Below are 13,503 nucleotides of genomic sequence, written 5' to 3'. Positions count from 1 at the left end.
AATACGATTAGTTACCATCAGGTTTTGTGTTTTCGAATCTAGGACTTAAAGGAAAAGTCCAGTTTTTATAGGTATCCGGAGATTTTGGGTCGTAATCCAGTTTTTCTAAAAGTGCTTTTTGTAGTGGTAAATTTAAATCCTGAATACCTATTACCACGCATTTTGCTATTTCATTAGCGCCAAAACTATTAAAATGTGTATTGTCTTCCAGCGCTTTTGTTTGTCCCGGAAAGGTATTGGCCGGATATTGGACAAAGGCCTTGCGAGAGGCTTCATCGCCCCAACTTTCGTATAATACGGTTGTCATGGCGGTTAAATCTATTAAAGGTACATTCAAATCTTTGGAAACTTGTCTCATGGCAGCTGGAAAATCGCCGTGAGTTTCCTTTAACTTGCCATTGGATTCAAAAGCACGGCGTTGCGTTGGTGTTAATAACACGGGTATTGCTTTTTTAGCTCTGGCTTCGGTAATAAATTCTTTTAATAAATTGGTGTATAAGCCCCAAGCACCGTTGCCTTCACCTTTAATTTTTTCGTCGTTATGGCCAAATTCTATAAAAAGATAATCTCCGGGTTTGATTAGGGATATTATTTTTTCTAAGCGTTTTCTGGATTTAAATGAAGGCAAAGATTCTCCCGAATTTGCAAAATTAGCTATGGCAATACTAGGGTTAAAGTAGGCTGTAATAAACTGCCCCCAAGACGCCCAAGGCTCTAAATCCTGATCGGTAACTGTAGAATCGCCAGCTAAAAACACAGTAGTTGCCGATGTTACAGGCGTAATGGTTATTTGTTGGATGGCAGGTTGACCTAAAAATTCTAAAGTTAACTTATCATCCCAGTTTAAGTAGTTGCGTTCGCGTTCTTTTAAGGTGATGTTTAATGTGTCGTTAATTTTTGGGGTGCGCACATTTACAGTAATGGTCTTGTGTACTGTTTGGTTTTTCTTAACGGCAACATCTCTAAGCATCAAACGTCTGGATTCAGCTTTTACCGTGGTTTTTGAAGCCTGATCGCCACCCAAAACCAAATCGATGTTATAGTTTCCTTCAGGTAAAGCCACCGAAAAATATAAACTTTCTGTGCTTGATACCGAATTCGTGCTAAAATTTGCGTGTTGTGCCGTGTTAAAGTCAAATCCGTATGCCGTTTTCTTAGAATATGCTATCGCATCAGTAATGCTAATTCCCGAATCGTTATTTTTAACAGAACCAAAAGTGAAGGTTTTTACAGTGGTCTGCGCCATCAGGCTTGTCGAAAATAGTAAATATAAAATAGCAATGTTGCTGAGTTTCATAATCGGTTTTTTATTTTGGCTATTAAATCAGGAATAGATAGTTCGTTTTTAGTTTACTAAAGTAGTATCAAAAGCAGAGAGAACCATCCTGTACTATTCTGAAATTGGAAAAAGATTTATGTAAGTTAAAACGATGAATCATGTAGGTACAGGATGCATATCATAATCTTTTTAATGATCTTCGGATAAATTTTTAAACACTAACTTTTTGAAACCAGTAATTGTATTCTTAACCTTATTATTAAGTGCCACTGCTTGCACAAATTCAAAACAACAAAAGAAAACATCGGAGGTGCCAAAATGGGTATCGGAAGTGGGGGCGCAAGCCTTAACGTTTAAAGACACGACTTTTTATGTTAACGATTATGGCGCTAAAGCTGGAGGTAAAACTTTGAATACCGAAGCTATTCAAGCAGCAATAGATGCCTGCCATGAACATGGTGGCGGTACGGTAGCTTTCAAACCAGGTAAGTATTTATCAGGCTCTATTTTTATTAAAGAACATGTTCGGTTTCGAGTGGATAAAGGGGTAACTATTTTAGGGAGTGAAGATATTAATGATTATAAAGTGATTGATACCCGGGTTGCTGGTGTGGAAATGCCTTGGCCTTCAGCGTTGATAAATGTGAACAATCAAAACCATATTAGCATTGAAGGCGATGGAATTATCGACGGACAAGGGAAAGTCTTTTGGGATTATTATTGGGCCTTACGAAAAGATGAGTACGAACCTAAAGGTTTGCGATGGATAGTTGATTACGATGCGCGACGCCCAAGAACCGTTTTAATTTCGGATGCGAAACATGTAGAGCTGAAAAATTTACAACTTCAGAAGGCAGGATTTTGGACGGTTCAAGTTTTGTATTCCGAACACATTACGGTTGATGGTTTAACCATTCGAAATAATATTGGCGGCCACGGGCCAAGCACCGATGGTGTCGATGTCGATTCGTCTAAATGGGTGTTAATTCAGAATTGTGATATCGATTGTAACGACGATAATTTTTGTTTAAAAGCCGGACGCGATTGGGATGGTTTGCGCGTAAACAGACCCACAGAATATGTTGTAATTAGGGATTGTATTGCCCGAAAAGGCGCCGGTTTATTTACGCTTGGTAGCGAGACGTCTGGCAGTATCAGGCATGTTTATGTGTCTAATATTAAAGGTTTGGGTACTAGTAACGGTCTTAATATTAAATCGGCAACAACGAGAGGTGGTATTGTAGAAGATGTGTATTTAGAAAATATAAAAATGGACAGTGTTGGGATATTTATTAAGGTGTCTATGAATTGGAATCCGTCGTACAGCTATTCTAAATTACCAGAAAATTACGATTACGACAGCATTCCAGAGCATTGGAAAACCATGTTGAAACAAGTCGAGCCAGCGTCTAAAGGTATTCCGAAGTTTAAAAATATAACCTTAAAAAATATCGCCGTAAAAGGAGCTAAAACTGCTATTAATGTAAACGGATTAGAAACCTCGATAATTGAAAATTTCAACTTAAAAAATGTGAGTATTGAAGCTAAAACCGCAGGGAAAATAGTGTATTCTAAAGATTGGGTTTTAGATGACGTTAGTATCAAAACAGAGGATAATTCCAAAGTTCAATTAGAGCATACATCAAACATCAATTTTACAGATGCACATTATCAGCAGTAATATGAGAAGTTTATTAAAAATTAGCCTGTCTTTAGTTTGTGTATTGGTGTTTAGTGCTGCGAACTCGCAAGAACAGCAACAAATTTGGCACGATACCATCAGGCAGTTACATTACAAACCAGAAGGTAACGGATTTAAATTGGTTAATGGTCAACGAAAATTTAATCGTGCCATTTACGGCACCAATTCCGGATTTCGATTAGAAGCAGGCGATTTACCAGAATTCGCCATGTATATGCCTGGTATGGGCGGTAATTTTAAATTAGGAATCGCCAATAAGTCTAAAAGCAAGTGGCTTACAGCTTGCGATAAGATGCAAACAAGTTATGTTCCAGGCACTATGATTTACGAGATACGAGATGAATTATTACACAATGGTGTTATTACTGTTCAAGTCGTGGCTTTTGCCGATCGAGAAGGATTTATAACAAAAGTAAGCACCGAAAATTTACCAAAACATCTCGACCTGATTTGGGCCTTTGGTGGCGCTAGTGGTAAAAAGTTTCATAGGGATGGCGATATTGGTGCCGATCCTGAATCGGTGTTTTACTTGCAACCTAAATATTGTGTAAATAATAAGTACACCATAAAAGACAATCGTTTTAAAGTTGATTTTGGTTCCGAAAACAACAAGCAAAAAACAGGTAATAATCGACATATTGCTGGGTGTCTTCCAAAATCTGAAGTGAAACTGGCTAATGCATTGCAACAGGAATCTCCTAAAGTATTATTTGAATCGCAAGCGGATAGCCTGCCGGTTATAACAGGAACATTAGCGTTACAATCTTCTAAAACCTATTACTGGGCTTTCGAGAATACGGAAAGTTTACAGTCTCAAACCCAGCAGGATATTCAAATTAATTTTGAAAAAGCTCTAGAAGCCGTTCAGGAATTACGATCGCGAGTTACGCTTAAAACACCCGATCCGTACATCAATACTTTGGGCGGTGCTTTAGCGATTGCTGGCGATGCCATATGGGAAAGTCCGGCGTATTTACACGGTGCCGTGGCTTGGCGTATGCACTTAAATGCTTGGCGCGGTGCTTATGTTGCCGATCCGTTAGGATGGAAAGATCGTGCGGAAATGCATTTTAAAAGTTACGGAAAATCGCAAGTGTTAGAGCCTGAAACAGGCCCCATTGTATTGGATAGCTCCCGAAATTTTGCCAGACAGAAAGAAGTTTTAGGAACCGCCATGTTTAGTCGTGGTTATATTAGTCGCCGACCGAATAACAATACCATTGCGCATCATTACGATATGAATTCGGTGTTTGTCAATCAGTTGCTTCGGCATTATTTATGGACAGGCGATACTGCATTTATCCGTGATATGTGGCCAGTAGTAAAACGCCATTTGGCTTGGGAAAAGCGCAATTTCGATGCGGATGGCGATGGACTTTACGATGCTTATGCTTGTATTTGGGCGAGCGATGCCTTACAGTATAGCGGTGGCGGTGTTACCTATGCATCGGCATATAACTACAGCGCTAATACTATAGCAGCGCAGATTGCTAAAATTTTGGGTGAAGATGCAACGGTTTACCAACAGGAAGCCAATCGAATAAAAAAAGCTGTGCAAGATTTATGGGTTTCAGATAAAGGTGTTTTTGCTGAATATAAAGAAGCTCTGGGAAATAAAAACTTGCACGATCAGCCCGGACTTTGGACGATTTATCATAGCCTAGATGAAGGCATTGCCGATGGATTTCAGGCGTATCAAATGTTGGATTACGTAGATCGGGAGATTCCGCATATTCCTGTCACTACCGATCAGTCGGAACACAAAAACATGTTTTTGTTGGCAACAAGTAACTGGCAACCTTATACGTGGAGTGTGAACAACGTGGCTTTAGCCGAAAATTTACATGCTTCTTTGGCCTATTGGCAAGGCGGTAAACCCGAAAAAGGTTTCGAAATTTGGCGAAATGCGTTAATTGAAAGTATGTATTACGGGGCTTCGCCGGGAGGGTTTCAGCAGTTGAGTTTTTACGATGCCATTCGCGGTGAATTGTATCGCGATTTTGCCGATCCTGTTGGTATGGCTGCAAGATCGTTGGTTGAAGGTTTGTTTGGAATTGTGCCAAATGCCATTGATGAAATTTTAACGATTACACCTGGATTTCCGTCAGATTGGGATGTTGCAAGTTTGGATATTCCTAATGTGTCTGTCGATTTTGAGCGAAAACAAAATGTTTCAGCTTATCGTATAAAACCCAATTTTGAGTCGAAAATGAAGCTGAAATTAGTTTTAAATGTAGAAAAAACTTCGATAGAAAAAGTTACGGTAAATGGTAAATCAGTACAATGGTTGGTAGATACAAATGCTGTTGGTCAGCCTAAAATTATACTTTCATGCGATTACAATCCGGAATATGACATTAAAGTGTTCTGGGGAACAGAAGCCATAGAAATGATTTCCGACACCGTTGTGGTTTACGAAGGTGGTGACTTTACAGTAACAAGTAAGCAAGCAAAATTATTAGCAGTAAAAGATCCGCAAGGCATTTTAAGTGAAACAGATTTAAATTCGAACACCTTAAAAGGTAAAGTCCTTTCGAAAACAGGAGAAAAAATATTGTTTGTACAGATGCAACAAGGCGATTTAAAATGGTGGCAGCCTGTAAATGTTAGTATTCAACCCCAATTAGAAGTCGTTCATGTCGATAGCAAATCTGCGTATGTAGAAGTATTGATGTCTCATCCATTTGATGCTGAATTATCAGCAGTTAAAATTAATGGCGTTTCGGTAACGTTTCAAGGCGATAAGGCGAAAAAAAACATGCTGCTGAGATTAGATAAACAGCTGTGTGTGCCGGGAACAAATAGCTTAGAAATCATATCAAAAGATGGAATGTTAGTGGAGACTTTTCAACATTGGGATTTAAAATTACCATCTAAAAGCAACACAGAAACAATCGATTTAACAAGAGATTTTAACGCTAATATTACCGAAATTTTTCAGCAGCAATATTTGAGTCCGCGACCTACATCGCCGACCTTGCAATTACCAACACAAGGTATCGGGAATTGGTGTTATCCATACATTCAGCCTGAAATAGACGATTCTGGTTTACGAGCAAAAGCTGCTTTAGGAGCGGTTTCTTATTTGCAAAACATTCCGTTTCAACTGCCTGCGGGCGAAGCTAAAAATATTGTATTTGCTTCGCAGTGGGATAACTATCCAAAATCCATTCAAATTCCGCTTAAAGGCAAGGCATCACATGTCTATTTACTAATGGCCGGAACGACCAATCCCATGCAAACCCGAATGGTAAATGGGCGGGTTCGTGTGGTGTATACCGATGGGACTTCTAGTGTTTTAGAGCTTAAAAACCCTGAAAACTGGTGGCCAATAGAGCAAAACTATTACGACGACGGTTTTGCCTTTACAACCGATGCCGTTAAACCGCCGCGACTGTATCTAAAATCGGGCGAATTTATAAACGATTTTAAAGATTATACACCCATAAAGGGCTTTTCAGATTTTGGAATTGATGGAGGTGCAGCAACGCTTTTGGATTTACCATTAAATGCTAATAAAACTTTAGATTATTTAGAAGTAGAAGCCGTGGCCAACGATGTGGTTATTGGCCTAATGGGACTGACTTTGATTAATAGAACAATTAATTAATGTACCAATGTAGTAGTTAAATAATGTAGCAATTGGTCAATTTGAAAATGAAGCCAACAACTAATAACCAAAACCCAATAACTAAAATCCAAATATTATGAAAAAACTGTATGCCCTTTTAATGTTCAGTGCTATTTTATTAAGTAATAGTTCTTGTAAAGATAAAGTGGAACAAGAACCTTTGACTAGTGCTGAAAAAATAGACCGAAAAGCTGTTGTAAGCCGGCATAATGTTATAGTGAAATCTTTGGATACTTTAGCGTCTTTGTCGGTTGGAAATGGCACCTTTGCTTATACGGTAGATGTTACGGGTTTACAAACGTTTCCCGAATATTACAAAGACGGCATGCCTTTGGGCACGCAATCGGAGTGGGGTTGGGATAGTTATCCCAATACCGAAAATTATAAGTTTGAAGAAACTTTAGTCGATTACAAACAGAATGGCAGAGCTATTTCTTATGCTATTCAGAATAAGGCTTCGGAACGAACCAAAGCGGCTACAGAGTATTTTAGATCGAATCCGCACCGTTTGCAGTTGGGGAATTTAGGCTTGGAATTGTTAAAGTCGGATGGTAGTAAAGTAGCACCTTCAGATATTAAAAGCATAAATCAGCACTTAAATTTGTGGACGGGAGAAATTACCAGTGAATTTACCGTTGAAGGAATTCCTGTAACTATTTGGACGACTTGTCATCAGGAAGCCGATGTAATTGGCGTTAAAATTCAGTCTGAATTATTACTGAAAAAGCAATTACAAATTCGCGTGCGTTTTCCATATCCAACAGGCACATGGACCGATTTGGCAGCGCAGTGGGATGGTGAAAGACCTTATAAAAGCAGTATTGTAAAGTCTACCATAAACGAGGCGGTTATTGCTCGCGAATTGGATTCGTTACAGTATCAAGTTGGTTTACAATGGAAGGGTAATGCACAACTAGCAGAAAAAGCAGAACATTATTTTCTGTTGACACCTGAAGAAAATAATGTGTTCGAATTTACGTGTCAGTATACCAATTCAGAAGTTAAAAGGTCTATAGATTTTGAAGCTGTACTAAGCAGTAGTGAAACGGAGTGGGAGCGGTTTTGGAAAAGTGGTGCAGTGGTAGATTTTTCGGGCAGTACCGATCCGCGGGCTAAAGAGTTGGAGCGTCGCGTGGTATTGTCTCAATATTTAACAAAGTTACAGTGTACAGGAGCATTGCCTCCGCAAGAAACCGGTTTAACCTACAATAGTTGGTATGGTAAACCACATTTAGAAATGCATTGGTGGCATGGTGTGCATTTTGCTTTATGGAATCGATTGGAATATTTGGAGCAAACTTTACCGTGGTATAATCGCGTGTTTAAAAAGGCTAAGTCTTTGGCCGAACGACAAGGTTTTGAAGGTGCTAGATGGCAAAAAATGACCGATCCGTATGGCGATGAAGGGCCATCGTCTGTGGGGGCGTTTTTAATCTGGCAACAACCACATTTTATTACTTATGCCGAATTGATGTATCGTGCAAAACCAAGCCAAGAAACCTTAGAATTGTATAAAGATCGGGTATATGCAACAGCCGATTTTATGGCAAGTTATGCCAATTTCAACACCGAAAAGAATCGCTACGAATTGGGACCGCCAGTAATTGCTGCTCAAGAACGTTTTAAAGCAGTTGAAACATACAATCCCACTTACGAATTAGCCTATTGGCATTGGGCACTAAAAACGGCTGTGGCTTGGAAAATTCGTTTAGGAGAAGAGCCAAATCCTGCTTGGAAAACCGTTTTAGATGGTTTGTCGCCTTTACCAGTTCAGGATAATATGTATTTAGCGGCAGAAAGTGCAACGGATTCCTACACCAATCCGGAATACAGAACCGATCACCCGTCTGTGTTTGGAACTTTTGGGATGTTACCAGAATCGGAAAAATTGGATAAAACTATTATGAAAAACACGTTTGACTGGATTTGGGATAACTGGGCTTGGCACGATACCTGGGGTTGGGATTTTCCAATGACGGCCATGACGGCAGCTCGTTTAGGCGAACCGGAAAAAGCGGTAGATGCCTTGTTTATGGACATACAAACCAATACCTATTTAAAAAGTGGTCATAATTACCAGGAAGGGCGCTTGCCAGTATATTTACCAGGGAATGGCGGTTTATTAACTGCTGTAGCCATGATGTGTGCTGGTTGGGATGGTTCGGAAGGAGAAAATCCAGGGTTCCCAAAAGACGGCTCTTGGAATGTAAAGTGGGAAGGATTTCAGAAGATGTTTTAACAGCAGCTAATTTTATGAATTACATGCGCGTACGTTCGTCCTATAGGAATATCCTGATTGTTAATTTGAACCTCATGATTGTTGTAGGCCGAAATTTTATTAATTGCAACTATAAAGGAACGATGAATTCTTAAAAAATGATTTCGCGGTAACAAAGTTTCTATACGACTTATAGATTCTTTTGTTTTTAACGGCGGACAAAGGGTTCTGTAAATCATTATATAATCTTTAGCGCTTTCTATATACAAAACGCTATTTAAGAATACTTTTACTTTTTTACGTTGACTATTAAAAAGTAAAAAGGTATCGTCTAAATTTTGCGATTTTGATGGTTTAGTGTTTGTGAATTTTGAAACGGCTTTAAAAAACGACTCTATGGTGATGGGTTTTAAAAGATAATCTATAGCGTTAAAACAAAAGGCATTAACGGGTGTTTTTGCTTTGGATGATGTGAAGATAACCTCAGGCTTGTGTTCTAATTTATTGTATAGTGTTGAGTTTATGAATTTACTATTGCCGATATCTATAAAAATTAGATCGACACGCTCTGCGCTCATAATAGTGAAGAATTCTTTTAAAGAACAACACGCTCTTAAATGCATATTAGGTATAAAGCGCAAATACTGTTTTAAAGTATTTCTACTTTTAGGGTCGTGCTCTATAATTAAACATGTAAATGTCATGATCTGTATAATAAACAGTCATAGGGAGAGCTATTTTTAATACTATTATATCTTGTATAGACTAAATGTTAGGTTTTCTTTTTAAAATTAAAAAATAACAACGTAATTTTTATAGGGGTTTACCCTTGAATTTTAGTACGCTTTGTTGTTGATGTGCTAAAACCGTATTTCTGTTTGCTTATGTGTGCTGTTCATCTACCATAAAACTATGGTTAGTATATTTTATTTAATTTAATAAGGTGAAGTTTTCCTAAGCTCTTTTTATAGCAAAATCGGCGAATATGTTCGTAATATAACGAATGTGAATTGTACGCCATATTATTAACTATAAAAGAGATTGGTATGAAAATTTTAAAAATTATGTTAGTATTAGGTTTTGCGTGCGGCGGATTCATGGCATGCTCAACTGACGATTCGGTATCAGATAACGAACAATCTAATTACGATATTACAAGTGAAAATAAATTGAAGCTTTTATATCAAAACCCTAGAATAGAAACTGATGTTTTTGATTCCGGAATATCCGAAGAACCTGAAATTAATTGGGATGGTAAAGAAGGTATTGTTACTTTAGAGAAAGGGTATCCAGGTATAGATGTAGACGCCAGTACAGGAGAAGTGTTTTGGAATAGTACTTTAGGACTGGGAGTGTATTTTTTAACAGTGAAAATCGATAATGGTTTGCATTCTAAAACTAGAAAATTGGTTTTAGATGTTAGATTAGGTGGTAACTTTAAAATTAAATATAACAGTTACAGTCCAGGCGTTGCTTTTCCTAATGAAGGTTTTGAATATGGACAGTTGCGGTTTTCTAAAGAAGGATCAATTTTTAACGATGATTTTCCATTAGGGGCTGAGTATTTAGGGAAATGGTCTTGGGTTGATGCAGAGCACATACAAGGGTATTATTATTTAAAAGCTGCAGATGGCTCTAAAGTTTATAGAAATTTTAGTGTTAAATTAAAAGAACACAATGCAAATAGCAGACAAGTTAAATTTCAAGGGCAATGGTCTAATCACACGTTTAGTTTTGATGATGTAAATAATAATAACAAAGCAGGTGGTTATTTAGAACTAGAACTATATCACATTAAATGATTTTATACTTACAAAGTAAAAGGCTACCCAAATGGTAGCCTTTTGCATTATATAGAATTTAGAAGTGGATTAAACGCGAACGTGTCCGTCTCCAAATATGTAATATTTATTTGTCACCAATTCTTTAAGACCTAATGGCCCTCTGTGGTGTAATTTATCGGTACTAATGGCAAGTTCTGCACCAACACCCATTTTACCACCATCGGTAAATCGGGTAGAGGCATTTTGGTACACAGCAGCACAGTCTACTGCTTCCATAAATGTTATAGCTTTTTCCTTGCTATTGGTCATAATAGTTGCCGAGTGCCCACCAGAAAAAGTATTAATTTTAGTAATGGCTTCATCTAACGAAGCTACAGTGCCAATACAGCATTTTAAAGCGAGAAACTCTTCGTGCCAAACCGATTCGTTTGGAACTAGAGCGGCGTCTTTAAGAGTATTTTGAGTTTCAGAATCTACTAAGATTTCTACATCTTTAGCTTTTAAAGTAGCTTCTAAATCTTTTAATTTTTGTTCGTAATTCGGAATGTCTTTATGCACTAGAATTTTGTCTAAAGCATTACAGGCCGAAATTTTATCGGTTTTAGCGTTTAAAACCACTTTTAAAGTATTGTCCCAATCGGCAGTTTTATCAATAAACATAAAGTTATTTCCACGGCCACTTACCAATACGGCACAGCGGGCATGTTCTTTTACAAACTGAATTAAACGTTCGCCACCGCGAGGCACAATCAAGTCTAATTTCTCTGACGGATTTTTTAAGAAGTTCTGAGTTTCTTCACGATTTAAGGTTAATAGCTGAATGTAATTGGTATCTAAACCATGGGTTTTTAATGCCTGATGCCAAAAATCTACCAAAACTTTATTACTGTTTATGGCTTCTTTACCACCTTTTAATAAAATTTTGTTGTTGGCTTTAAAGGCTAGTACAGCAGCTTCTATGGTAACATCTGGTCTAGATTCGTAAATAATCATAATGGTACCAAAAGGAGCTGTTTTATTGGTTATTTCTAAACCATTGTCTAGCAATCTGTGCGAAATGGTTTGTCCAATAGGGTCGTCTTGTAGCATGACTTCTTTTACTGCGGTTATCATGCCATCTATCTTTTTGTCATCTACGATTAACCTATCGTACATGGCTTGGTCGTCTTTGTTAAATGCTTCTAAATCTTTTTTGTTCGCGCTTAAAAGTTGTGCTCTTTGGGTGTCCAATAGTTCAATCATAGATTGTAGCACATTATTTTTTAAGTCGGTTTTTAATAATTTCATGAGTGTTTTTTAAATTTCTACTTTGGTTCCTATGGCTTTTCCTTCAATAATATCTATAATGGTATTTTCGTTTTTACCATTAGCAATTATGGTTGGAATGTTTTTAGCCGCGGTTTTCTTGGCGTAATTCAGCTTAGAAAGCATACCGCCTCGGCCTTCGGCTTCGCCTTTATTACTTTCGCTTATAAAATGATTCACATTTTCGTTGATGCCTACTTCTTCGACTAAAGACGAATCGTCTGCTTCTGGATGACCGTCAAACAAACCATCGATATCTGTAAGGATGATGAGTTTATCGGCATCGATAAGTTCTGCAATTAAACTCGCCAATTCGTCGTTGTCGGAAAACATGGCGTGGGTTAACGATACGGTATCGTCTTCATTTGCAATAGGAATTACACCTTCTGCTAATAAATTTTCGTAACAATTTTTCATGTTACTACGGTGTTCTCCCGGATTAAAATCGTTTTTTGTAGGAAGCACTTGTGCACATTTCATACCGTAATCGTGAAAGATGTTGTAATACAAGCGCATCATACGTGGTTGGCCAATAGCCGAATATACTTGACGTCTGGAAGCTTTATCTTTAATGTCTGAACTGCCTAAAACTTCTTTTCCGGCAATTACAGAACCCGACGATACCAATACGGTAATTATATCGCGTTCGTACAACTCGGCAATTTGTTTTACAAGGCGTTCTAAAACCGGGCGTACAATACGGTTGTCTTTATTGGTCATTACATTGGTACCAACCTTTATAACGATTTTTTGTTTGTACTTTTTATTATTTGTCTCCATTACCTAGTTCTATTGCTCTGTTAAAAGCGGCGAAAGCTGCTTCTTTAATTAATTCGTTTACATTATTATCGTCCATACTATCTAATGCAGCTCTTGTTGTACCTCCTTTAGAGGCCACACGCTCCATCCAGGTATTTGGCGATAAATCGTTTTGGTTAAATAAGTCTACTGCCCCTGTAAAGGTTTGACTTACTAAAACTTTAGAGTCGTTTTTAGAAAAGCCCATTTGTAATGCAGCTTCCATCATACTTTGCATAAAATAGAATACGTATGCAGGACCGCTACCAGAGATACCAGTAGAGGCGTCTATAAAGTTTTCGTTGCTTACTAAAATAGATTTTCCTGTGGTGTTTAACAGGTTTTCTATGGTTAATAATTCGATTCTGGATACCGATTTAGAGGCGGTGTACGAGGTTAAACCTTTGCCAACTTTGGCTGGTAAATTAGGCATTGTTCTTACTACTTTTTCTAGGCCTAATCCGTCTTGGATATAACTAATAGTTACACCTGCCATTAACGAAATAGCAATTTGCCCAGGAGTTACCATAGGTGCTATTTTCGAAAATAAATCGTCTACGTGGTAGGGTTTTACGGCTAGAAAAATTAAATCTGCTTGTGGTACGCAGTCTTTAGGATCTTTGAAGACATCGAAATGAGAGACTTTATTAAGACTTTCAATTTTCTCATCCGAGCTGTCTAAAATCATGATGTTTCTTTTTTTTAGAAGTTTCGATTTCGACATGGCTTCGGCATAGGTAAGTCCCATATTTCCCGCTCCAATTACTAATAATTTCATTAGTTCTT

General features: G+C 37.8%; 9 protein-coding genes. 4 read left to right on the top strand and 5 right to left on the bottom strand.

What is annotated here, in order from left to right; translation table 11 throughout:
• Window positions 1-7: 7 nt before the first annotated feature.
• On the bottom strand, window positions 8-1,297 hold the full coding sequence (locus ACR9EA_RS09645) for a rhamnogalacturonan acetylesterase (RefSeq protein WP_435132141.1): 1,290 nt from the start codon (window positions 1,295-1,297) through the stop codon (window positions 8-10).
• A gap of 208 nt (window positions 1,298-1,505) precedes the next feature.
• On the opposite strand from ACR9EA_RS09645, the gene ACR9EA_RS09640 reads away from it, so the two are divergent.
• The 3 genes from ACR9EA_RS09640 to ACR9EA_RS09630 all read left to right on the top strand — a co-directional run bounded on the left by ACR9EA_RS09640 (window position 1,506) and on the right by ACR9EA_RS09630 (window position 8,851).
• Window positions 1,506-2,960, top strand: a complete 1,455-nt coding sequence (locus ACR9EA_RS09640) for a glycoside hydrolase family 28 protein (RefSeq protein WP_435132138.1) — start codon at window positions 1,506-1,508, stop codon at window positions 2,958-2,960.
• 1 nt (window position 2,961) lies between these two features.
• Complete coding sequence (locus ACR9EA_RS09635) at window positions 2,962-6,591, top strand: DUF4450 domain-containing protein (RefSeq protein WP_435132136.1); 3,630 nt, start codon at window positions 2,962-2,964, stop codon at window positions 6,589-6,591.
• 97 nt (window positions 6,592-6,688) lie between these two features.
• Window positions 6,689-8,851, top strand: a complete 2,163-nt coding sequence (locus tag ACR9EA_RS09630; RefSeq protein WP_435132133.1) for a hypothetical protein — start codon at window positions 6,689-6,691, stop codon at window positions 8,849-8,851.
• Here the strand turns inward: ACR9EA_RS09630 and ACR9EA_RS09625 are convergent.
• Window positions 8,848-9,534, bottom strand: coding sequence for a LytR/AlgR family response regulator transcription factor (locus tag ACR9EA_RS09625; RefSeq protein ID WP_435132130.1), 687 nt, complete (start codon window positions 9,532-9,534; stop codon window positions 8,848-8,850). The genes ACR9EA_RS09630 and ACR9EA_RS09625 overlap by 4 nt on opposite strands.
• A gap of 342 nt (window positions 9,535-9,876) precedes the next feature.
• On the opposite strand from ACR9EA_RS09625, the gene ACR9EA_RS09620 reads away from it, so the two are divergent.
• Window positions 9,877-10,632 (top strand): hypothetical protein, encoded by a 756-nt coding sequence (locus tag ACR9EA_RS09620; RefSeq protein ID WP_435132127.1) that lies wholly within the window; start codon window positions 9,877-9,879, stop codon window positions 10,630-10,632.
• A gap of 69 nt (window positions 10,633-10,701) precedes the next feature.
• On the opposite strand, the gene ACR9EA_RS09615 is transcribed toward ACR9EA_RS09620, so the two are convergent.
• The 3 genes from ACR9EA_RS09615 to proC are packed head-to-tail and all read right to left on the bottom strand — an operon-like array spanning window position 10,702 to window position 13,495.
• Window positions 10,702-11,901, bottom strand: coding sequence for a glutamate-5-semialdehyde dehydrogenase (locus tag ACR9EA_RS09615; protein WP_435132124.1), 1,200 nt, complete (start codon window positions 11,899-11,901; stop codon window positions 10,702-10,704).
• A gap of 9 nt (window positions 11,902-11,910) precedes the next feature.
• Window positions 11,911-12,699 carry a glutamate 5-kinase gene (gene proB, locus ACR9EA_RS09610; RefSeq protein WP_435132121.1) on the bottom strand — a complete coding sequence of 263 codons (789 nt, stop codon included), beginning with the start codon at window positions 12,697-12,699 and terminating at the stop codon, window positions 11,911-11,913.
• Entirely contained in the window at window positions 12,686-13,495 is an 810-nt protein-coding gene (gene proC / locus ACR9EA_RS09605; protein WP_435132119.1) for a pyrroline-5-carboxylate reductase, read from the bottom strand. The genes proB and proC overlap by 14 nt, the downstream gene beginning before the upstream one ends.
• Window positions 13,496-13,503: the final 8 nt, after the last annotated feature.

Source organism: Formosa sp. A9 (genome assembly GCF_051200825.1).
GTDB lineage: Bacteria > Bacteroidota > Bacteroidia > Flavobacteriales > Flavobacteriaceae > Formosa.
This window is presented reverse-complemented; position numbering and strand designations above follow the sequence as displayed.

What these genes read in the sequence shown, in the direction of transcription:
- ACR9EA_RS09625 (WP_435132130.1), bottom strand. Translation starts at nt 9,534, where the DNA reads ATGACATTTACATGTTTAATTATAGAGCACGACCCTAAAAGTAGAAAT.
- ACR9EA_RS09615 (WP_435132124.1), bottom strand. Translation starts at nt 11,901, where the DNA reads ATGAAATTATTAAAAACCGACTTAAAAAATAATGTGCTACAATCTATG.
- ACR9EA_RS09635 (WP_435132136.1), top strand. Translation starts at nt 2,962, where the DNA reads ATGAGAAGTTTATTAAAAATTAGCCTGTCTTTAGTTTGTGTATTGGTG.
- ACR9EA_RS09620 (WP_435132127.1), top strand. Translation starts at nt 9,877, where the DNA reads ATGAAAATTTTAAAAATTATGTTAGTATTAGGTTTTGCGTGCGGCGGA.
- ACR9EA_RS09630 (WP_435132133.1), top strand. Translation starts at nt 6,689, where the DNA reads ATGAAAAAACTGTATGCCCTTTTAATGTTCAGTGCTATTTTATTAAGT.
- proB (WP_435132121.1), bottom strand. Translation starts at nt 12,699, where the DNA reads ATGGAGACAAATAATAAAAAGTACAAACAAAAAATCGTTATAAAGGTT.
- ACR9EA_RS09645 (WP_435132141.1), bottom strand. Translation starts at nt 1,297, where the DNA reads ATGAAACTCAGCAACATTGCTATTTTATATTTACTATTTTCGACAAGC.
- proC (WP_435132119.1), bottom strand. Translation starts at nt 13,495, where the DNA reads ATGAAATTATTAGTAATTGGAGCGGGAAATATGGGACTTACCTATGCC.